Below are 19645 nucleotides of genomic sequence, written 5' to 3' on the forward strand. Positions count from 1 at the left end.
CGCGCGGCGGCTGGTCGCGTCCACGCGGGTGCGCTACACAGGGGGGATGGTGCACACGGAGTCCGTCGAGATCGAGCGCAAGTACGACGTGCCGGACGGCGTCCCCGTCCCGGACTTCACGGGGATCGAGGGGGTCGCCGAGGCCCGGGCCGCGGATCCGGTCACCCTCGTGGCGGTCTACCTCGACACCGCCGACCACGCGCTCGCCGACCGCCGCATGATCCTCCGCCGCCGCGAGGGCGGGCACGACGCCGGCTGGCACGTGAAGCTGCCGGCCGACGGGGGAGAGGGCCGCACCGAGCTCGGCTGGCCGCTCGCGGAGGGCGACGACGACGACGGCGCGATCCCCGGCCCCGTGCTCGACCAGGTGGCCGTCCACGTGCGCGGCCGGGAGCTCACGCCGCTCGCGCGCCTCGAGACCGTGCGCACCACCGTCACGCTGCACGACGACGACGGCTGCGCGGTCGCGGAGTTCGCGGACGACCGGGTCACCGGATCCGACGTCCGCGGCGGCACGGTGCGGGCCTGGCACGAGTGGGAGGTGGAGCTGCTGCCGGACGCTCCCGCCAAGCGGAAGCAGCGCACGGCGCTCCTCGATCGGATCGAGCGGCACGTCCTCGACGCGGGGGCCCGCCCCTCGGGCAGCGCCTCGAAGCTCGCCCGGGCGCTGGGGGCCGACGCGCTCGGCCGGTCGGCGCCCGCGGGTCCCGCGCTGCCGGATCCCGCGACGCTCACGAGGGAGAGCCCCGCGTCCGACGTCGCCCGCGCCGTGCTCGCCCGCGGCGTCCGCGACCTCGTCGCCGCCGACCCGCACGTGCGCGCCGACGAGCCCGACTCCGTGCACCGGATGCGCGTCGCCGTCCGCCGCCTCCGCAGCGCCCTGCGCACCCACCAGGACGTGATCGACCCCGCCGCCACCGCGCCCCTGCGCGCCGAGCTCACGGCGCTCGGCGTCGTGCTCGGCGATGCCCGCGACATGGAGGTGCTGCGCGACCGCGTCGTCTGGTCCGTGGTCGAGCACGACGCCGACACGGTGCCGGACCACGTGGGCGACGCCCTGCACGACGTCCTCGACGAGCGGTACCGCCGGGCCCGCGAGCGCGTGATCCGGGCGCTCTCGTCCGCGCGCTACGTCGCGCTGCTCGATGACCTCGACCGGCTCGTGGCGGATCCGCCGCTCACGCACGACGCGAGCGCGCCCGCCGGTCCCGCCCTGCACGCCGCCCTCCGCCGGGACGCCGAGCGGGTCGGCCGCCGCGCCGCCGTCGCCCAGGAGGCGCCCGGCGAGGCCGCGCGCGTGGAGGCGCTGCACGAGGTCCGCAAGGCCGCGAAGCGCCTGCGCTACGCGGCGGAGGAGGTCAGCGGCCGCACCGCGCCGATCCTCGGCCGGAAGACCATGCGCCTCGCCGCGGCCGCCGAGGAGGTCCACGACGAGCTCGGCGAGCACCGCGACGGCCTCGCCATGCAGCGCGTGCTCCGCGACGAGGCCCGCCGCCTCGCCGCCCGCGGCGAGGGCTCCTTCGCGCTCGGCGTGCTGCACGAGGCGGAGCGCCTCCGCACGGAGTCGGCGCTCTGGCGGGCGCAGCGGGCGATCGAGCGGCTGCTCGCGACGCCCGTCCCGGGAGCCTGAGGCGGGCACGTAAGCTCGTCGGGTGACCCCCGACGCCGATCCGCCGATGCCGGCGTACGACCCGTCGGAGCTGGACGTCGCGGTCACCGGCGGCACCGTGCGCGGCGTGCGCCAGCGCGGCGTCGAGGCCTGGCGCGGCATCCCGTACGCGGCGCCGCCCCGCGGCGACCTCCGCTTCCGGGCCCCGCAGCCCGTCGTCGGCTGGGAGGGCGCGCGCTTCGCGCAGCACTTCGGCCGGGTGGCGCCGCAGGTCAGCGCGGGCGCGTTCATGGGCGCGCCGCAGGGCACGCCGATGGGCGAGGACTGCCTCACGATCAACGTCATCGCGCCGTCCGGCCTGAGCCCCGACGCCGCGCGCGTCAACCGGGAGTCGCAGTTGCGGCCCGTCATGGTCTTCATCCACGGCGGCGCCTACGTCGTCGGATCCTCGCGCGAGGTCCCCGTGCAGGGCGAGGGCCTCGTGCGCCAGGGCGGCATCGTCTACGTCAGCTTCAACTACCGGCTCGGCGCCCTCGGCTACCTCGACTTCAGCCGCTACTCGACGCCCGAGCGGCCCATCGAGTCGAACCTCGGCCTCCGCGACCAGGTGCGCGCGCTCGAGTGGGTGCGCGACAACATCCGCGCGTTCGGCGGCGATCCCGCGAACGTCACGGTCTTCGGCGAGAGCGCGGGCGGCAACGCCGTCACGACGCTCATGGCGACGCCGTCGGCGCACGGCCTCTTCGCCCGCGCCATCGCGCAGAGCTCGCCCACGAACGCCGTCTACCCCGCCGAGCAGACCGCGCGGTGGGCGGAGCAGTTCGTGGGGATCCTCGCCGATCGCGCCGGTCGCGCGCCCGACGACGCGGAGGCCGTCCGTCTCCTCACCACCGCGAGCTCGTCCACGCTGGCGACCGCCGCGAACGAGCTCATGGTCCGCACGCCCGACCAGGAGCCCGGCACGATCACGTTCAGCCCGGTCATCGACGGCGACGTGCTGCCCGAGCGCCCGCTCGACGCGTTCAAGCACGGCCGGGCCGCGCGCGTGCCGCTCATCATCGGCACCAACGAGCGCGAGGGCTCGCTGTTCACCGGACGGCTCGACATCCTCGCGACCACGCCGTCGCGCATCGAGGCCGTGTTCGCGAAGACCGACGAGGAGCACCGCGACGAGCTCGCCGCGCTGTACCCCGGCCTCCCGAAGCGCCGGGCCGCGCTCGACTTCGGCGGCGACTACGCGTTCTGGTTCCCGTCGATCAAGGTCGCCGAGCGCCACGCCCGCCACGCGCCCGTGCACTTCTACCGCTTCGACGTCGCGCCGCGACTCGTGCGCCTGATGGGCCTCGACGCGACCCACGGCCTGGAGCTGTTCGCCCTCTTCGACCGGATGGACTCCCTGCTCGGCCGCGGCATGACCCTCCTGGGCGGCCGGCGCGCGTTCGTCGCGGCGGGCGAGCGCATGCGCCTCGCCTGGCTCCGCTTCGCGCAGGACGGCACGGTCGACGAGTCGTGGCCGGCGTACGTGGGCGACGAGGAGGACGCGCTGCGCGACCTCGCCGAGGCCGACGACGTCACCGCGGGCACCGGGGCGGCGGGGGAGCGCGGCCCGTCGCGCCGGGGCGTCGGCGTGCGCGCCCGCATCCGCCCGGGCGGCATCCGCGACAGCGGCCCGCGCCGCCGGGCGACCTACGTGTTCGACGTCGTCGACCGCGTGGAGCACGACCCGCACGCCGACCGCCGGGTCGCGTGGCGCGACTTCGTGCCGCACATCTGACCGGCGCCCGGCCCCGGACGTTCACCCGACCGTCATCGCGCGGTCGCCCGTCCCGGCCGCCCGTGTGCAAGCCGTTAGGATCGAGGACTGTGACATCCGCTCGAGGGATCCGGTAGTGGATCTCACCCTCATCGTCGTCCTGGTCATCGTCCTGGCGCTGTTCTTCGACTTCACCAACGGCTTCCACGACACGGCCAACGCGATGGCCACCCCCATCGCCACCGGCGCGCTGAAGCCCCGCGTGGCGGTCGCGATCGCCGCGGTGCTCAACCTCGTGGGCGCGTTCCTCAGCACCGAGGTGGCGAAGACCGTCTCCGGCGGCATCATCCGCGAGGGCGACGGCGGCGTGCAGATCACGCCGACGATGATCTTCGCGGGCCTCATGGGCGCCATCGTCTGGAACCTCGTCACCTGGCTCCGCGGCCTCCCGTCGAGCTCCAGCCACGCGCTGTTCGGGGGCCTCATCGGCGCGGCCGTCGTGGGGGCGGGCCTCGGGTCGGTCGACTTCGGCGTCGTGATGTCGAAGGTCATCCTCCCGGCGCTCCTCGCCCCGGCCATCGCGGGCCTCATCGCGTACACGACCACGAAGCTCGCCTACTCGATCACGCGCCGCTCGAGCGGCCCGAACGAGCGCGGCGGCTTCCGCTACGGCCAGATCTTCACGTCCTCGCTGGTCGCCCTCGCGCACGGCACGAACGACGCGCAGAAGACGATGGGCATCATCACGCTCACGCTCATCGCGGGCGGCTTCCAGGCGGCGGGCTCCGGCCCCGAGTTCTGGGTCATCGCGGTGTGCGCCGTAGCCATCGCGCTCGGCACCTACATGGGCGGCTGGCGCATCATCCGCACGATGGGATCCGGCCTCACCGAGGTCAAGCCCGCGCAGGGCTTCAGCGCGGAGGCCTCCACCGCCGCGACGATCCTCGCCTCTAGCCACCTCGGCTTCGCGCTCTCGACCACGCAGGTCGCGTCCGGCTCCGTCATCGGCTCGGGCCTCGGCCGCCGCGGCGCGTCCGTGCGCTGGAACACGGTCGGGAAGATCGCGCTCGGCTGGCTGCTCACGCTGCCGTCGGCCGCCATCGTGGGCGCGGTCGCCGCGTTCGTCGCGAGCACCGGCACGGTCGGGTTCGTCATCGACGCGGTCGTCGGCGTCGCGGTCATCGTCTGGATCTTCTGGCGTTCGCGTCGGAACGCGGTGCACGCCCGCAACGCCATCGTCGAGGTCGACGCGGCGGGCTTCGCCGTGCGCGGTCGCAAGGCCACCAAGGCCGCCCGGAAGGCCAGGGAGGCCGCATGATCGACTGGAGCGCGTTCCTCGTCGTCGCCGTGGCGGCCCTCGTGGGCGCCGTCGCGGTGGTGTGCCTCTTCTCCCTCGGCGTGCGGCTGCTCGCCGTCGGCACCGAGTACGACGACGAGGGCGACAAGGTCTCGGTCACCGGCATCCGCCCGCAGGCCGCGACCGTGGGCGGCTACGTCTGCTTCGCGCTGAGCGGCCTGGCCGTGCTCTACGGCGTGTACCTCATCATCCCGGCCCTGCACTCCTGACCGGCGGCGCGCATCCGGGCTGGTCCCGTCCGCGCGCCCGCCCCTAGGCTCGATCCCGTCCGACAAGGTCGTCGGCTCCTCTCCTCTCCCCGTCGCCCGACCCGACCCCTCGCGGAAGAAGCCATGACCGAAGCGCGCACGTCGTCCCCCGCCCCCGACACCTCCGGAGCGCGCGGTGCGCTCGACCGGTTCTTCGAGATCACGAAGCGGGGCTCGACCTACGCCCGCGAGGTGCGCGGCGGCGTCCTCACCTTCGTGACGATGGCGTACATCGTGGTGCTCAACCCGCTGATCCTCGGCGGCTTCAGCGCGGACGCGGCCACGCTCGACGTCGAGGGGAACTGGCTCCGCGCCACGCAGGTGGGCGCCGCGACGGCCCTCACCGCGGGCGTCATGACCATCCTCTTCGGACTCGTCGCGCGCCTGCCGTTCGCGTTCGCCGCGGGACTCGGCATCAACTCGTTCCTCGCGGTCAGCGTGGTCGGCCAGGTCACCTGGTCGGAGGCGATGGGGCTGGTCGTCATCAACGGCCTCGTGATCGTGCTGCTCGCCACCACGGGCCTCCGCACGATGATCTTCCGGGCCGTCCCGCGCGAGCTCAAGACCGCCATCACCGTGGGCATCGGCCTGTTCATCGCGTTCATCGGCTTCGTCGACTCCGGCTTCGTGCGCGGCACGGGTGTGCCGGCCTCGCCGCTCGCGCTCGGGATCGACGGCTCCATCGCGTCGCTGCCCACGGTCGTGTTCATCGTCGGCCTCGTGATCATGGGCGTGCTCATGGCCCGCCGGGTGCCGGGCGCGCTCCTCATCGGCATCGTCGCGACCACGCTGATCGCGATCGTCGTGGAGCAGGTCTTCCACATCGGCCCGTCGAACACCTCGGGCGCCACGGGGTGGAACCTCAACGCGCCCGTGCTGCCGGGCGCGCCCGTGTCGCTGCCCGACCTCGGCCTCGTGGGCGCCTTCGACTTCGGCGCCTTCGGCCGCATCGGGATCATCTCGAGCCTGATGCTCGTCTTCACCCTGGTCTTCACGAACTTCTTCGACGCGATGGGCACCATGACCGGCCTCGCCAAGGCGGCCGACCTCTCCGACGAGCGCGGCGACTTCCCCCGCCTCAAGGGCGCGCTGGTCGTCGAGGGCTTCGGCGCGGTCGCGGGCGGCGCCACGTCGAGCTCGTCGAACACGGTCTTCATCGAGTCGGCCTCCGGCATCGGCGAGGGCGCCCGCACGGGCCTCGCGTCGATGGTCACGGGCGTGCTGTTCCTCCTCGCGATGTTCTTCACGCCGCTCACGCAGGTCGTGCCGCTCGAGGTCGCCGCCGCCGCGCTGGTGATCGTGGGCACGCTCATGGCGTCGCAGATCCGCGACATCTCCTGGACCGACTTCTCGGTGGCGCTGCCCGTGTTTCTCACGGTGCTGGTCATGCCGCTCACGTACTCGATCGCCAACGGCATCGGCGTCGGCTTCCTCTCCTGGGTGCTGGTGCGGTCGTTCTCGGGCCGCGCGCGCGAGGTGTCCCCGCTGCTCTGGGTCGTCTCCGCGGGCTTCCTGGTCTTCTTCGCGCGCGGGCCGATCGAGCAGCTGCTGGGCGTCTGATCCGGGCCCGTCGCGGCGGCCCCCGCCGTCGCGACGCGCCCAGCCGTGCGTAAGGTGGGACGGGACCCCCTTTCGACGACGCACGGGAGCCCGCACATGACCGACCTCGACACCCGCGGCGACGTCCGCGAACCCCAGGAGTCCGCGAAGCGCTGGCGCATCGTCGGACCCGGCCTCGTGGTCGCGGCCACCGGCATCGGGGCGGGCGACCTCGTCGCGACGCTCGTGGCCGGGTCCCGCTTCGGCTACGCCCTGCTCTGGGCCGCGGTCCTCGGCGTCATCATCAAGATCTTCCTCGTGGAGGGCGCCGGCCGGTACTCGCTCGCGACGGGCCGCACGATCTTCGAGGGCTGGCGCAGCGTCGGCCGCTGGACCACGTGGTACTTCGGGCCGTACATCCTCATCTGGGGCCTCGTGTACGGCGCCGCGGCCATGAGCTCCTCCGCGCTCCCGCTGGCCGCGCTGTTCCCCGGCGTCGACCTCAAGGTGTTCGCGATCGCGTGCGGCCTCGTCGGCGCGGTGGTCGTCTGGTTCGGCCGCTACTCCGCGTTCGAGAGGATCATCGCGGTGTTCGTCGGGCTGATGTTCGTGACCGTCGTGGGCGCCGCGATCGTCACGCTGCCGAACGTGCCGGCGCTCCTCACCGGCCTCGTCCCCACGATCCCCGAGGGCGGCCTCGTCGTCGCGCTCAGCATCGCGGGCGGCGTCGGCGGCACCATCACCCTCGCCGCCTACGGCTACTGGCTGCGCGAGAAGGGCTGGGTCGCGCCCGGCTGGATGAAGGTCATGCGCATCGACAACTCCGTCGCCTACGTGATGAGCGGCGTCTTCGTGCTCTCCATGCTCGTGGTGGGCGCGGAGCTGCTCCACTCGGCCGACATCGCGCTGGCCGACGGCGAGGGCGGGCTCGTGCAGCTCGCCGACGTGCTGGGGGAGCGGTACGGCGCCTTCATGACGTGGTTCTTCTTGCTCGGGTTCTTCGCCACGTCGTTCTCGTCGATCCTCGGCGTGTGGAACGGCGTCTCGCTCATGTTCGCGGACTTCCTCGGGAACGTCCGCGGCCTCGACGTCGACGACCCGCGCCGTCGCCTCGGCGGCAGCTACTACCGGGGGTTCATCGTGTGGCTCACGATCCCGCCCATCGGCCTGCTGTTCCTCGACCAGCCGATCGGGTTGATCATCGCGTACGGCGTGCTGGGCGCGCTGTTCATGCCGTTCCTCGCGATCACCCTGCTCGTGCTCCTCAACACCGACCGCACCCCGCGGGCGTGGCGGAACCGTCCGCTCAGCAACACGGTGATGGGCGTCTCCGCGCTCCTGTTCGTGGTGCTCGGCGTGCAGCAGCTCGTGACCGAGGTCGGGAAGCTGCTCTAGCCGGGAGGCGGCTCAGTCGGCGGAGGCGCCGGCGCGGACCGCGGGGGCGCCTCCGACGGCGGGTGCGCCCGCGGGGCCGGCGGCGTCGTGGCCGTCCGTCGCCGACGTCTTGAAGACGACGAGCCGGTACAGCGTGAAGTTCCACACCAGGCCGATGAGCACGGCCGTGGCCTTGGCCACGTTGACCTCGAGGAACTCCATCTCCGCGATCGTCCCGAACGTGAGGAGCGACCGGCCGAAGGTCGTGTCGAAGCCCTGCTCGAACAGCCAGATGACGCCGCTCTGCAGCAGCAGCGAGCTGAACCCCGTGATGGCGAGGAACCGCAGGAAGCGCCCCAGCGTGACGGGCTCGCCGTGGCGGAACACGAAGAAGTGGTTGAGGAAGTAGGAGATGGTGATGCCGACCGTGACCGACACGAGGTTCGCCGCGAGGACGGGCATGCCGGCGAAGAGGATGAGGCAGTTGAGCAGCACGAAGTCGAGCCCCGTGTTGAGGAGCCCGGCGATGAGGAAGCGGACGCGGCGGTCGGCGAGGAGCTTGGTCACGCGCGTCCTCCCGGCATCCGGCGTCGTCGCCGTTCGGTTCGGCGGACGCTCACGGCGTCAGGGCGCCGAGCCGTGATGAGTGTAACAAGCGCATAACGGGCGCGCGCAGGGGCTCGCGGGCGGATGCGCGGTGGCTGGCTAGACTCGTCGGGGCCCGAGAACGGGTCGACCCCTCGACTCGGAGACGGAACCACCAGCTTGAGCAGTCTCACGATCGTCATCCCCACCTACGAGGAGGCGCGCAACGTCGGGGAGCTGCTGCCCCGGCTCGCGGCCATGGCGGCGGAGAACCGCGACTTCGCGATCACCGCCATGATCGTCGACGACTCCTCGCCGGACGGCACCGCCGCCCTCGTCCGCGACCTCGCGGCGAGCGTCGAGACCGACACGTTCTCGGTGCGCGTCGAGACCCGCGCGGAGAAGGCCGGCCTCGGCGCCGCGTACATCTGGGCGTTCGAGCTCCTGCTCGGATCCGACGAGCCGCCCACCCACATCCTCCAGATGGACGCCGACCTCTCGCACGACCCGGCCTACATCACCGAGATGCTGCGCCGCGTCCGCGGCGGCGCCGACCTCGTGGTCGCCTCGCGCTACATCCGCGGCGGCGCGACGCCCGACTGGGACCTCAAGCGCCGCTTCCTCAGCGTGGGCGGCAACCTCTACACGCGACTGTTCCTCGGCTCCCGCATCACCGACTACACGGGCGGCTTCAACCTCTACGAGACCGGGCTGCTGCGGCGGATCCGGCCGTCCACCATCACGACCACGGGCTACGGCTTCCAGATCGAGATGAAGCAGCGCGCGCTCCGCGAGGCGACGCAGCCGACCGAGGTGGCCATCGTGTTCATGGACCGCACCGAGGGCGAGTCGAAGATCCCGAGCGACACGCTCGTGAAGAACCTCCTCCTCGTGCTCCAGCTGCGCTTCGGGCGGCGCCGGGGCTGATCCGCACCGGCTGTCCGGCGGCCCGTCGGGCCCAGCCGACGGGCTCACCGTCCGGCTCAGACCGCGGGCGCGTGCAGCGGATCGTGCGGCGCCCGCTGGTGCGGCCGTGCCGGCGCGATGATGGTGCCGCGCCGCCCGAGCTCGTCGACCACCGGGTCGGTCGCGCCGAGCACCTGCGAGCGGGTCGTGCCGTACCGTGCCCAGTACGCGGCGGTCCACGCGCAGATCAGCCCGTCGAGCAGGTCCTCGAGGTGCTTGTGCTGCCGCTCGACGAGCGCCGGGCCGTCAGCGACGAGCGCCGCGGAGCCGGGGTGCGTCGTCACGTCGAGGGGCGGATCCGCCTGCGCCAGCCCCGCGACGCGGTCGAGCACGACGCGGAACTCGGCGGCGCGGGCGGGCCGGCGCTCGGCGGTGGCGAGCAGCGGCGCGAGGCGCTTGTACCGCGGCTTCATCCCGTCGAAGCCGAGCTCGGGGGCGCCGACGAGCGTCGTGTACGGGTAGCACTCGAGCATCGTGCGGGCGTCGACGTCGCGATCGGCGGGGGAGCCGTCGTCGTACTCCCAGCCCGCGTCCTCCAGCCGCCGCCGGAGCGCGACCGCGCCCTGGGCGGGCAGGCCCCTGTTCGACGGGTACGCCGAGATGCCGAACCGGCCGTAGCGCGACGCGACCTCCTTCTCGGCGAGGCGGCTGCCCGTGGCGTTGGCGACGACGAGCGGGCCGTCGACCGCGGCGACCGCGCCGGGTCCGTCCCATCGGGCGACCCAGGCGACCACCTCGTCGATGCCGCGCGCGGTGGCGAGGTCGAGCACCCGGCCGGAGGCGTCGATGCAGGCGAGCCCCGTCTCGCGCGCTTGGCGGGTCGCGGTGCCCTCCGCCCAGGCGAGGTCGATCCCGAGGAAGCGGCGCATCCGCCGAGCCTATCCGCGTGCCCGGGCGCCCTCGGGCGGGCCGCGCGCCGCTAGTAGGGTCGGGGGATCCTCCTGCCACGAGCGACGAGACGATGGAGCCTCCCATGACACCAGTGAGCCCGAACGACGACCGCATCCCGCACCCGGACGGCCACCCCGTCCGCATCGAGACCGACAGCCTGGGGAGCCTCGAGGTCCCCGCGGACGCCTACTGGGGCATCCACACGGCCCGGGCCCTCGAGAACTTCCCCATCAGCCTCAGGCCGTTGAGCGTCTACCCGGAGTTCGTCATCGCGCTCGCGCAGGTGAAGCAGGCGGCGGCCCGCGCCAACGTGCAGATCGGCGTGCTCGACGCGCGGAAGGCCAAGCAGATCGACGAGGTCTGCTCCGAGATCATCGCGGGGCACCTGCACGACCAGTTCGTGGTCGGCGTGATCCAGGGCGGCGCCGGCACGAGCACCAACATGAACACCAACGAGGTCATCGCGAACCGCGCCCTCGAGAAGGCGGGCCACGCGCTCGGCGACTACCAGCACATGCACCCGCTCGACGACGTGAACCGCAGCCAGTCGACGAACGACACGTACCCGACCGCGCTCAAGGTCGCGCTCATCCACTCGCTGCTGCAGACGCTCGACGAGCTCGACCTGCTGCGCCGGTCGTTCCTCGCGAAGGGCGCCCAGTTCTCGCAGGTGCTGAAGGTGGGGCGCACGCAGCTGCAGGACGCCGTGCCCATGACGCTCGGCCAGGAGTTCCACGGCTTCGCCACCACGCTCGGCGAGGACCACGCGCGGCTCGGCGAGCTGGTGCCGCTGCTCTCGGAGATCAACCTCGGGGCGACGGCGATCGGCACGGGCATCACCGCGGACCCGAACTACGCGGCCGCCGTGCGCGGGCACCTCAGCGCCATCACGGGCTACACGCTCGTCACCGCGAGCGACCTCATCGAGGCGACGAGCGACGCGGGCGTCTTCATGACCCTGTCCTCCACGCTCAAGCGCGGCGCCATCAAGCTGTCCAAGATCTGCAACGACCTGCGGCTGCTGTCGTCGGGGCCGCAGGCGGGGCTGGGCGAGATCAACCTGCCGCCGCGGCAGGCGGGATCCAGCATCATGCCCGGCAAGGTCAACCCGGTGATCCCCGAGGTCGTCAACCAGGTCGCGTTCTCCATCGCGGGCGCCGACGTGACGGTGACCATGGCGGCCGAGGGCGGGCAGCTGCAGCTCAACGCGTTCGAGCCGGTCATCGCGCACTCGCTGCTCCAGTCGCTGAGCTGGCTGCGGAACGCGGCGAAGACGCTGCGGGTGAACTGCATCGACGGGATCACGGCCAACACCGAGCGGCTCGCCGCGCAGGTGGAGTCGTCGGTGGGCGTCGTCACGGCGCTGACGCCGTACATCGGCTACGCGGCCTCCTCCAGCCTCGCCAAGACGGCGCTCATGACGAGCGCCTCGATCCCGGACCTCGTGGTGGAGGCGGGGCTGATGACGCGGAGCCAGGTGGAGAAGATCCTCGCGCCCGACCGGCTCTCCGGGCTCGAGCCCGTGACGGCGGCGATGTCCGTGATCACGCCGGAGATGCTCGCGGCCCATGCGGCCGAGGAGGGCGGAGCCCTGAACTGAGCCGAGCCCGGCGTCGGCTCGCATACCACAGCCGGCGACCGGCCCGCACCGCCGCGGGGCGCCCCTACTCTGGACCGGCGATCCGCTCTCCGCGGCGCCGGGACAGGACGGGAATCGATCATGATCATCTTCGGGACGCGGGGCATGGTGCGCATCCTCGGCCAGCTCTTCTTCGTGTGCCTGCTGTGCAGGCACGAGGCGGCGCAGCGGCTGGTGCGGCGCGCGCGGTGGTTCACCCTCTTCTTCATCCCGGTGTTCCCGTTCCTCATCCGCCGCGTCGTGAGCTGCGCGTACTGCGGTGGGGAGTCGCCGGTCGACAGGGAGGCGGCGGACCTGTTCCTCGCCGAGGTCGAGGCGGGCGCGGCACCCGCGGTGGGCATCATCCCGCCGGCGTCCTGACCCGTCGCGCACGCCGCGACTGACCCGTCGCCCACGCCTCGACGTACCCGTCCGCCGCGCTCGCGGGGTCGGTCGGCGGGGCGGGCGCTACGCGTCCGGTTCGGACGTGGTGCGGGCCGCGGTGGTGCCGGTCGCGTCGTCCGCGGGGGCGGGGTGCGCGGGCTCCTCGCGGTGCACGGATCCGGCGATGTCGGCCGGGGTGGGGACGTGCGGGGCGTCCGACGGCTTCGGGGACGCCTTCGGCTTCGGCGCGGTCTTCTTCGCCGACGCGGACGCCTTCGGCTTCGCGGGCGCGGGCACGGGGGCAGGAGCGCCCCCGGTGGGCTGCTCCTCGTCGGCGTCGGCGGGCTCGCCCAGGTCGTCCGGGCCGAGCGTGTCGAGGTCCTCGTCGGCCTCGTCCTCGGCGCCGTCGGCCGACGCGTCCTGCTCGCCCGCGAGGGCGGCGCCGGTGGCGGGGATCACGACGGGACCCGTCTCGTCCTCGTCGTCGAACGACGCGAGCGCCTCGTCGCGCGCCTCGGCGGCCGTGAAGACGGCACGGCGGCCGGCCTCCTCGCCACGCTCGCGCAGGTCGTCCGCCGTCGCCTGGACGCGCGTCCGCGCCTCCTCGGCGCCCCCGACGACGCGGTCGCGCACGTCCTCGGCGGTCTCCGCGACGCGGTGGCCGACCTCCGTGGCCTGCTGGCCGACGCGGTCGACGACGTGCTTGGTCTGGCCGGCGGTGCGGGTGCCGAGGTCCTTGGCCGTGTCGCCGACGCGGCCCGCGATGTCCTGGGTAGTGCTGCCGACGCGGCCCGCGATGTCCTGGGTGGTGCTGCCGACGCGGCCCGCGATGTCCTGCGTGGTGGCGCCGATCCGCTCGCCCACGGTGTGCGCGGTGCGGCCGACGGCGACCGCGGCGCCCTGCACGGCGTGACCGACGAAGTCCGCGACCTCGCGCGCGGTCTCCACCGTGCGCTCGACGACGACCGGCCCCTTCTCATCGAGCACGGTCTGGGCCTGGCGGACGCCGCGCTGCACGGGCTCGCTCGACCACACGGACCGCGAGGTGCGGGCGATGCGCTCGTAGCGCGTGCGCCCGGCGCGTGCGCCCAGGACGTAGCCGGTGCCGATGCCGGCGAGGAAGAGGAGACGGTTGATCATGCGTCGAGCCTAGACGCGGCGGGCGTGCGTCGGCCGGGAGGGCTACGCGTCCGCGTCGTCCCGGCGGCCCGTGGCGTCGTGCAGTTCGTCCGTCTCGGGATCCGCCGCGTCGGGCGCGGAGATGTCGGCGTCCTCCGGGATGGAGTGGTCGTGGATGGGGTCCTGCGCGCGGTCGGTCATGCGATCGAGCGTACGCGCGGATCCGCCGGCCGCCCGGGTCGCGTCAGAGGATGCGCGTGTGCGTCGTGAGCGTGCCCACGCCCTCGACGGAGACGGTGACCGTGCTGCCGTCCTTCAGGAAGATCTGCGGGTCGCGCGAGTAGCCGGCGCCGCTCGTGGTGCCCGTGGAGATGAGCGTGCCCGGCTGGAGTGTGGACGAGGTGGAGAGGTAGGAGACGAGACGCGCGACCGTGCGGACCATGCCGCGGGTGTTGCCGTCCTGCACCGTCTCGCCGTCGAGGACCGTCGTGATGCGGAGGTCCTGCGGATCCGGCACCTCGTCGCGCGTGACGACGACGGGACCCGTGGGGGAGAAGCCGTCGAAGCTCTTGCAGCGGCTCCACTGCTGCTCCGAGAACTGGAGGTTGCGGGCCGTGATGTCGTTGACGACCGTGTAGCCGAAGACGTGGTCGAGCGCGTCGGCCTCGGACACGTCGCGGGCGGCGCGGCCGATGACGACGCCGAGCTCGACCTCGTAGTCGACCTCCTCGCTGAGCGAGCGCGGCCAGCTGGTGGTGCCCTCGTGGCCCGCGAGCGAGTTCGGCCAGAGCGCGAAGACGGTGGGGGCGGAGGCGCTCGTGATGTTGAGCTCCTCGGCGTGCGCGGAGTAGTTGAGGCCCACGGCGTAGACGGCCGGCGGGCGGAGCACGGCGGACGCGTGCGTGAGGCCGTCGACCGGCGTGGTGCTGGTGCGGCTCGCCACGGCGCGCTCGACGGTGGCGCGCACGCGGGCCATCTCGTCGTCGCCGCGCTCGATGAGGTCCTGGAGGTCGCGGGGGGAGTCGTCGAGCACCTCATCGAGGAAGAGCGCCTGGCCCTCCGAGACGATCGCGGCCAGTCGGGGGGTCACGCCGTCGTCGGCGAGCAGGTGGGCGAACTTCATGACCCCGAGCGTATCGGGCGCGCGCGGACGGGCGCGGTTGCGGTCATAACGTGCATGGACGGTCCACCCCGCGTGCACGCGCCCGCCCGTGCGCGGATCAGTCCTCGCGGACGACCTCGTCGGGCGACTTGTCGTGCCGCCAGCCGCGCCACGACGCCTGGCGGAGGCGGCCGGTGGAGGTCCACTCGGCGAACTCGACCTCGCCGACGAGGCGCGGCGTGATCCAGTGCGCGTCGCGGGCATCGGCGGCCGGCACGTCGGCGAACGGGCTCGTCTTCCGGGCGAGCGGGCGGAAGCGGCGGAGGGCGTCGGCGAGGTCCCGCTCGGTGAACCCCGTGCCCACGCGGCCCGCGTACGCCAGGCCGTCGGGGCCGGGGACGCCGACGAGCAGCGAGCCGATGCCGGACGCGCGGCTGCCGGATCGGGGCCGCCAGCCGCCGACCACGACCTCCTGCGCCCGGTGGTGCTTGACCTTGATCCAGGCGCTGGAGCGACGGCCCGACTCGTAGGGCGCGTCGACGCGCTTGGCGACGACGCCCTCGAGGCCGAGCTCGCGGCTGGTGGCGAGCGCTCCGTCGAGGTCTCCGTCGAAGGCGGGCGGGACCTGGATCCGGCCGAGACCCGGCGACCGCACGGCGTCGAGGAGCGCGGCGCGGCGCTCGCGGTACGGCTCCTCCACGAGCACGCGGTCGCCGATCGCGAGCGCGTCGAACAGCATGAGGTGCACGGGCGCGGCCTTCCGGGCGCGGGCGACCTCCTTCTCTCCCGTGAGGCCGAGGCGCGTCTGCAGGAGGCCGAAGTCGGGGCGGCCGCCCTCGCCCAGCACGACGATCTCGCCGTCGAGCACCGCGTCGTCGACGTCGAGCGCGTCGGGCAGCTCGGCGAGCTCGGGGAAGGCGGCCGTGAGGTCGACGCCGTTGCGGCTCGTGATCGTGGCGCGGCCGTCCGCGACGACGGCGATCGCGCGGTAGCCGTCCCACTTCATCTCGACGGCCCACTCCTCGTCGGGGTCGAGACCGGCGCCGGTCGCCGCGGTCGCGAGCATGGGCGCGGGGGCGGACGCGGTGCCCCCCTTCCGTCGCGCGCCGACGCGCGTGCGGCCCGCCGCCTTCTCGAGCCCCGCGGCCCGCGCCTGCTTCCCGGGCGTCTTCGCGGGCGCGCCGGCGGGCTCCATCAGGTGGATCAGCCAGTTCGCGTCGGCCTTGCCGTGCCCGCCCGTGTGGATGAGCGCGTACCGCCGCGGCCCGTCGATGCCGGTGCCCGCGCCCCGGCCGTGCAGCGTCGCGATGACCTCCTTGCCGTCGCGCCACTTCTCCAGCTCGTAGGTGCCCGCGTCCCAGATGGTCACCTCGCCGCCGCCGTACTCGCCCGCGGGGATGGTGCCCTCGAAGGACCCGTACTCGACGGGGTGGTCCTCGGTCTGCACCGCCAGGTGGTTCGTGCCGTGCTCCGTGGGCACGCCCTTGGGGAGGGCCCAGCTCACCAGCACGCCGTCGTGCTCCAGCCGGAAGTCCCAGTGCAGCGCGCGGGCGTGGTGCTCCTGGATCACGAAGGAGCGGCCCTCGGATGGCGCGGGCGCGTCGGCGGGGACGGGCTCGCTCGTCTTGGCGGCATCGCGCTTGGCGCGGTACGTCGCGAGCCGGTCGTCGGCGGCGTCGGGCTCCTTCCGCGCGAAGGACGCGAGCCGCTCGGGCGTCGGCTCCAGGCTCTCGCGGTGGCCCTCCTCGACGGGGGCGAGCGGATCCCGGCGCCTCCGCATCCGCGCGATCACCTCGTCCATCTCCAGGTGCCGCAGGCCGGGCGACGCGAGCTCCCGCCAGGTGCGCGGCACCGCGACGGTCGGCCGGGAGCGCCCCCGCAGCGAGTACGGCGCGATCGTCGTCTTGGCGGGGTTGTTCTGGCTCCAGTCGACGAGCACCTTGCCGGTCCGCAGCGCCTTCTTCATGTCGCTGACGACGAGATCCGGGTGGTCGGCCTCGAGCGCGCGGGCGAGCTCGTGCGCGACCTCGGAGACGTGAGAGGCGTCGTGGCTGCCGTCGAGCGCGGCGTAGAGGTGGATGCCCTTGGATCCGCTCGTCACCGGGTGGGGCTCGAGGCCCATGTCGCGGAGGATCGCGCGGGCCGCCTTCGCGACCTCCACGCACTCGGGGAGGCCGGCGCCCGGACCCGGGTCGAGGTCGAGCACGAGCCGGTCGGGCCGACGCTCGTCGCCCGTCCGGCCGAACCGCCACTGGGGCACGTGCAGCTCGAGCGCGGCGATCTGGCCGAGCCAGGTGAGGGTCGCCACGTCGTTCGCCAGCGGGTAGTCGTTCTGGTGGTCGCGGTGCTGGATCGCCCGCCGCAGCACCCACTCGGGCGTGTGCGCGTCGAGGTCCTTCTGGAAGAACATCTTCCCCGGGTGCTCGTCGGTGCCGACGCCGTCGACCCAGCGCTTGCGGGTCACGGGCCGGTCGCGGAGGTGCGGGAGCATGTGCGGCGCGATGGCGGCGTAGTACGCGATCACGTCGCCCTTGGTCGTGCCCGTCGCGGGGTACAGCACCTTGTCGAGGTTCGACAGCGTGATCCGCCGCCCCTCGACCTCCACCTGCTGCTTCGCGCCCGCCATCGCTCCAGCATGGCCCCGCGGGTGTTCACTCGACCCATGAGAGCCATCTGGAAGGGCGCCGTCACCTTCGGCCTCGTCAACGTGCCCGTGAAGGTCTACAGCGCGACGCAGGACCACGACGTCCCGCTGCACCAGGTGCACGACGCCGACGGCGGGCGGATCCGCTACCAGCGCCGCTGCGAGGTGTGCGGCAAGGTCGTCGACTACGCCCACATCGACAAGGCCTTCGACGACGGCGACCGCACGGTCGTGATCACGGAGGAGGACCTCTCCGCGCTGCCCGAGGAGAAGAGCAGGGAGATCGACGTCGTCGAGTTCGTGCCGAGCGACCAGGTGGACCCGGTGATGCTCGACCGCAGCTACTTCCTGGAGCCGGATTCGTCGAGTCCGAAGTCGTACGCGCTCCTGCGCCGAACGCTGCAGGAGACGGACCGCACGGCGATCGTGCACGTGACCCTCCGCCAGCGCACCCGGCTCGCGGCGCTGCGGGTGCGCGGCGACGTGCTCATGCTGCAGACGCTGCTCTGGGACGACGAGGTGCGCGAGGCCGACTTCCCGTCGCTCGACGCCGCGCCCAAGGTCTCGCCGCGGGAGCTCAAGATGTCGGCGCAGCTCGTGGAGGGGTTCGCGGAGGACTTCGACCCGTCGAGGTTCAGCGACGAGTACCAGGAGCAGCTGCGCGTGCTCATCGACGCGAAGCTCGCGCAGGGCGACTCCCTCGACACCGACGCGACCTTCGGGGAGGGTGACTCCGACGAGGAGGACGCGGGCGGCGAGGTGCTCGACCTCATGGACGCGCTCAAGCGGAGCATCGAGCGGAGCCGGGGTGGGGGATCCGGCGGGGGGAAGGCGCCGGCGCGCAAGGCGGGGGCGAAGGCGTCGGGGAAGGGGACCGCCGCGAAGGCGTCGGGGAAGGGGACCGCCGCGAAGGAACCGGCGGCGAAGGGATCCAGCGGGAAGCAGGCCGCCGCGAAGAAGTCCGCGGCCGAGGAGCCCGCCGCCAAGGAGCCCGCCGCGAAGAAGTCCCAGGCGGCGAAGTCCGTTCCGAGGAAGTCCCAGGCGGCGAAGTCCGCCCCGAGGAAGTCCGCCGAGAGGAAGAGCGCCTAGGCACAGCACGCGGTGGGGGACCCTGCGACCGGGGAGCGACCGGGGAGCGGCCGGGCACTGCCGGGCATACGGTGGAGGCGACCGCTGCCCCGCACGCGGCGACGACGCCACGAGGAGCCGCATGTCCGACGCGAAGAGCGCATCCCGAACGATCCTCATCGTGCTCCTGGGGGCGCTGGTCGCGTCGCTCGGAGCGCTCGCCGCAGGTCTGGCGGCTGGCGGCGCATCCGTCGTCGCGATCGGGAGCGTCATCGCGATGGCCCTCGTGCTCCTCGTCGTCATCGGCGGGCTGGGGGCGTCGGGCCGCCGTCGCGCACGCTGACGGATCGGGCGATCAGCCCGCCGCCGGCATCCCGTCGGTCATGACGCGCCAGAGGTGCAGGGTCGCGTAGGAGCGCCACGGCGACCACGCGGCCGCGCGCGCGTCGAGGGCGCGTGCCTCGTCGGGCAGGCCGAGGGCGGCCGCGCCGCGGCGGACGATGAGGTCGCCCGACAGGAGCACGTCGGGGGAGCCGAGCGCGCGCATCGCGACGTAGTCGGCGGTCCAGGGGCCCACGCCATGGAACGCGACGAGGGCGGCCCGGAGCTCGGCGCGCGGCATGCCGTGCGCGATCACCAGCTCTCCCGTCTCGAGGGCCTCGGCGAGTCGGATCAGCGTCGCCGTGCGCCGCGCGGGTCCGCGCAGGAGCTCCGCGCCGTCGCGCGCGATGCGGGCGGCCGACGGCATGAGGCGCGTGACGGATCCGTGCGCCACCGACGCGGGCAGGTCCTCGCCGAGGTCCGCCGTCATGCGGCCGTGGGTGGCGCGGGCGCTGGCGACGGAGATCTGCTGGCCGACGATGGTGCGGAACAGGGTGGAGCGCGGATCCAGCGTGCCGGGGATGCGGAGGCCGGGCGTCGCGCGGACGGCCGCGGCGAGCGCCGGGTCGCGGGCGAGGTCGGCGTCGATGCGTGCGGAGTCCACGTCGAGGCCGAGGAGGCGGCGCGTTCCGGCAAGGAGCTCGGCGGCGTCGGCCGGATGCTCGACGCGGGTGGTCACGTCCAGGCGGGTGGTCGCGTCGGTCGCGTCGTCGCGCGGCTCGGCGTCGAGCAGCCGCACCGTCACCGTCCCCGAGCCGTGCGCGAGCCGGGCCGACTGCGTGAACGACGTGTCGTCGCCCTCCTCGGCGCCCGCGACGGCGTGCCAGGAGAGGAAGCGGATCACGCCGCCACCGTCGAAGGGCGCGGGCACGGCGATCGTCGTGCGGGCGACGTGCGCCGGCGCGACCGGTCCGCGGCTGGCGGCGGGCGCGGCGGCGCCGGGGGAGTCCATGCGCCCAGCCTGCCCGACGCCGCCGACCGCGGCCGGCGCGCGACCTAGGGTGGAT

Annotated in this window: 18 protein-coding genes; 11 read left to right on the forward strand and 7 right to left on the reverse strand. The window is 73.6% G+C overall.

The features are described 5' to 3' along the window. The first annotated feature begins 46 nt into the window (after window positions 1–46). From PED38_RS10045 to PED38_RS10070, 6 genes are all read left to right on the forward strand, one after another. Window positions 47–1630 (forward strand): CYTH and CHAD domain-containing protein, encoded by a 1584-nt coding sequence (locus tag PED38_RS10045; RefSeq protein WP_270981077.1) that lies wholly within the window; start codon window positions 47–49, stop codon window positions 1628–1630. A gap of 22 nt (window positions 1631–1652) precedes the next feature. Next, on the forward strand, window positions 1653–3383 hold the full coding sequence (locus PED38_RS10050; RefSeq protein WP_270981079.1) for a carboxylesterase/lipase family protein: 1731 nt from the start codon (window positions 1653–1655) through the stop codon (window positions 3381–3383). 115 nt (window positions 3384–3498) lie between these two features. Further along, window positions 3499–4680, forward strand: a complete 1182-nt coding sequence (locus PED38_RS10055) for an inorganic phosphate transporter (RefSeq protein WP_063070598.1) — start codon at window positions 3499–3501, stop codon at window positions 4678–4680. After that, complete coding sequence (locus PED38_RS10060; protein ID WP_012298545.1) at window positions 4677–4928, forward strand: hypothetical protein; 252 nt, start codon at window positions 4677–4679, stop codon at window positions 4926–4928. The genes PED38_RS10055 and PED38_RS10060 overlap by 4 nt, the downstream gene beginning before the upstream one ends. 123 nt (window positions 4929–5051) lie before the next feature. Further along, on the forward strand, window positions 5052–6527 hold the full coding sequence (locus PED38_RS10065; protein ID WP_063070597.1) for an NCS2 family permease: 1476 nt from the start codon (window positions 5052–5054) through the stop codon (window positions 6525–6527). Between the two features lie 96 nt (window positions 6528–6623). Further along, entirely contained in the window at window positions 6624–7901 is a 1278-nt protein-coding gene (locus PED38_RS10070; protein WP_270981083.1) for an Nramp family divalent metal transporter, read from the forward strand. A gap of 12 nt (window positions 7902–7913) precedes the next feature. Here PED38_RS10070 and PED38_RS10075 read toward each other — a convergent pair whose 3' ends face one another. Further along, window positions 7914–8447 carry a GtrA family protein gene (locus tag PED38_RS10075; protein WP_270981084.1) on the reverse strand — a complete coding sequence of 178 codons (534 nt, stop codon included), beginning with the start codon at window positions 8445–8447 and terminating at the stop codon, window positions 7914–7916. Window positions 8448–8645: 198 nt separating this feature from the next. On the opposite strand from PED38_RS10075, the gene PED38_RS10080 reads away from it, so the two are divergent. Next, window positions 8646–9392 (forward strand): polyprenol monophosphomannose synthase, encoded by a 747-nt coding sequence (locus tag PED38_RS10080; RefSeq protein WP_063070594.1) that lies wholly within the window; start codon window positions 8646–8648, stop codon window positions 9390–9392. Window positions 9393–9448: 56 nt separating this feature from the next. On the opposite strand, the gene PED38_RS10085 is transcribed toward PED38_RS10080, so the two are convergent. Continuing rightward, window positions 9449–10300 (reverse strand): DUF429 domain-containing protein, encoded by an 852-nt coding sequence (locus PED38_RS10085; RefSeq protein WP_063070593.1) that lies wholly within the window; start codon window positions 10298–10300, stop codon window positions 9449–9451. Between the two features lie 104 nt (window positions 10301–10404). Between PED38_RS10085 and PED38_RS10090 the strand changes: the two genes are divergently transcribed. Both PED38_RS10090 and PED38_RS10095 read left to right on the forward strand, forming a co-directional pair. Then, a complete protein-coding gene (locus PED38_RS10090) occupies window positions 10405–11922 on the forward strand; it encodes an aspartate ammonia-lyase (protein WP_063070592.1) in 1518 nt (505 codons plus the stop codon). A 120-nt stretch (window positions 11923–12042) separates the two neighbouring features. Beyond that, on the forward strand, window positions 12043–12321 hold the full coding sequence (locus PED38_RS10095; protein ID WP_063070591.1) for a zinc-ribbon domain-containing protein: 279 nt from the start codon (window positions 12043–12045) through the stop codon (window positions 12319–12321). Window positions 12322–12408: 87 nt separating this feature from the next. On the opposite strand, the gene PED38_RS10100 is transcribed toward PED38_RS10095, so the two are convergent. The 4 genes from PED38_RS10100 to PED38_RS10115 form a co-directional block, all read right to left on the reverse strand. Next, entirely contained in the window at window positions 12409–13464 is a 1056-nt protein-coding gene (locus tag PED38_RS10100) for a hypothetical protein (protein WP_063070590.1), read from the reverse strand. Between the two features lie 42 nt (window positions 13465–13506). After that, window positions 13507–13644: a hypothetical protein gene (locus tag PED38_RS10105; protein ID WP_165771393.1), complete on the reverse strand. Its 138-nt coding sequence runs from the start codon at window positions 13642–13644 to the stop codon at window positions 13507–13509. A gap of 43 nt (window positions 13645–13687) precedes the next feature. Continuing rightward, window positions 13688–14566, reverse strand: coding sequence for a fumarylacetoacetate hydrolase family protein (locus PED38_RS10110; RefSeq protein WP_063070589.1), 879 nt, complete (start codon window positions 14564–14566; stop codon window positions 13688–13690). A gap of 97 nt (window positions 14567–14663) precedes the next feature. Next, window positions 14664–17171, reverse strand: a complete 2508-nt coding sequence (locus PED38_RS10115) for an ATP-dependent DNA ligase (protein WP_270981088.1) — start codon at window positions 17169–17171, stop codon at window positions 14664–14666. A 36-nt stretch (window positions 17172–17207) separates the two neighbouring features. Here PED38_RS10115 and ku point away from each other — a divergent pair, with 36 nt between their 5' ends. Next, the gene (gene ku, locus PED38_RS10120; protein ID WP_270981089.1) at window positions 17208–18278 is read left to right on the forward strand and encodes a non-homologous end joining protein Ku; all 1071 of its coding nucleotides are present in this window, start codon (window positions 17208–17210) and stop codon (window positions 18276–18278) included. Between the two features lie 121 nt (window positions 18279–18399). After that, window positions 18400–18600: a hypothetical protein gene (locus PED38_RS10125; protein ID WP_063070586.1), complete on the forward strand. Its 201-nt coding sequence runs from the start codon at window positions 18400–18402 to the stop codon at window positions 18598–18600. Window positions 18601–18612: 12 nt separating this feature from the next. On the opposite strand, the gene PED38_RS10130 is transcribed toward PED38_RS10125, so the two are convergent. Further along, on the reverse strand, window positions 18613–19590 hold the full coding sequence (locus PED38_RS10130; protein WP_270981090.1) for a DNA-3-methyladenine glycosylase family protein: 978 nt from the start codon (window positions 19588–19590) through the stop codon (window positions 18613–18615). Window positions 19591–19645 lie beyond the last annotated feature (55 nt).

This window comes from Clavibacter sp. CT19 (assembly GCF_027858075.1).
Taxonomy (GTDB): domain Bacteria; phylum Actinomycetota; class Actinomycetes; order Actinomycetales; family Microbacteriaceae; genus Clavibacter; species Clavibacter tessellarius_A.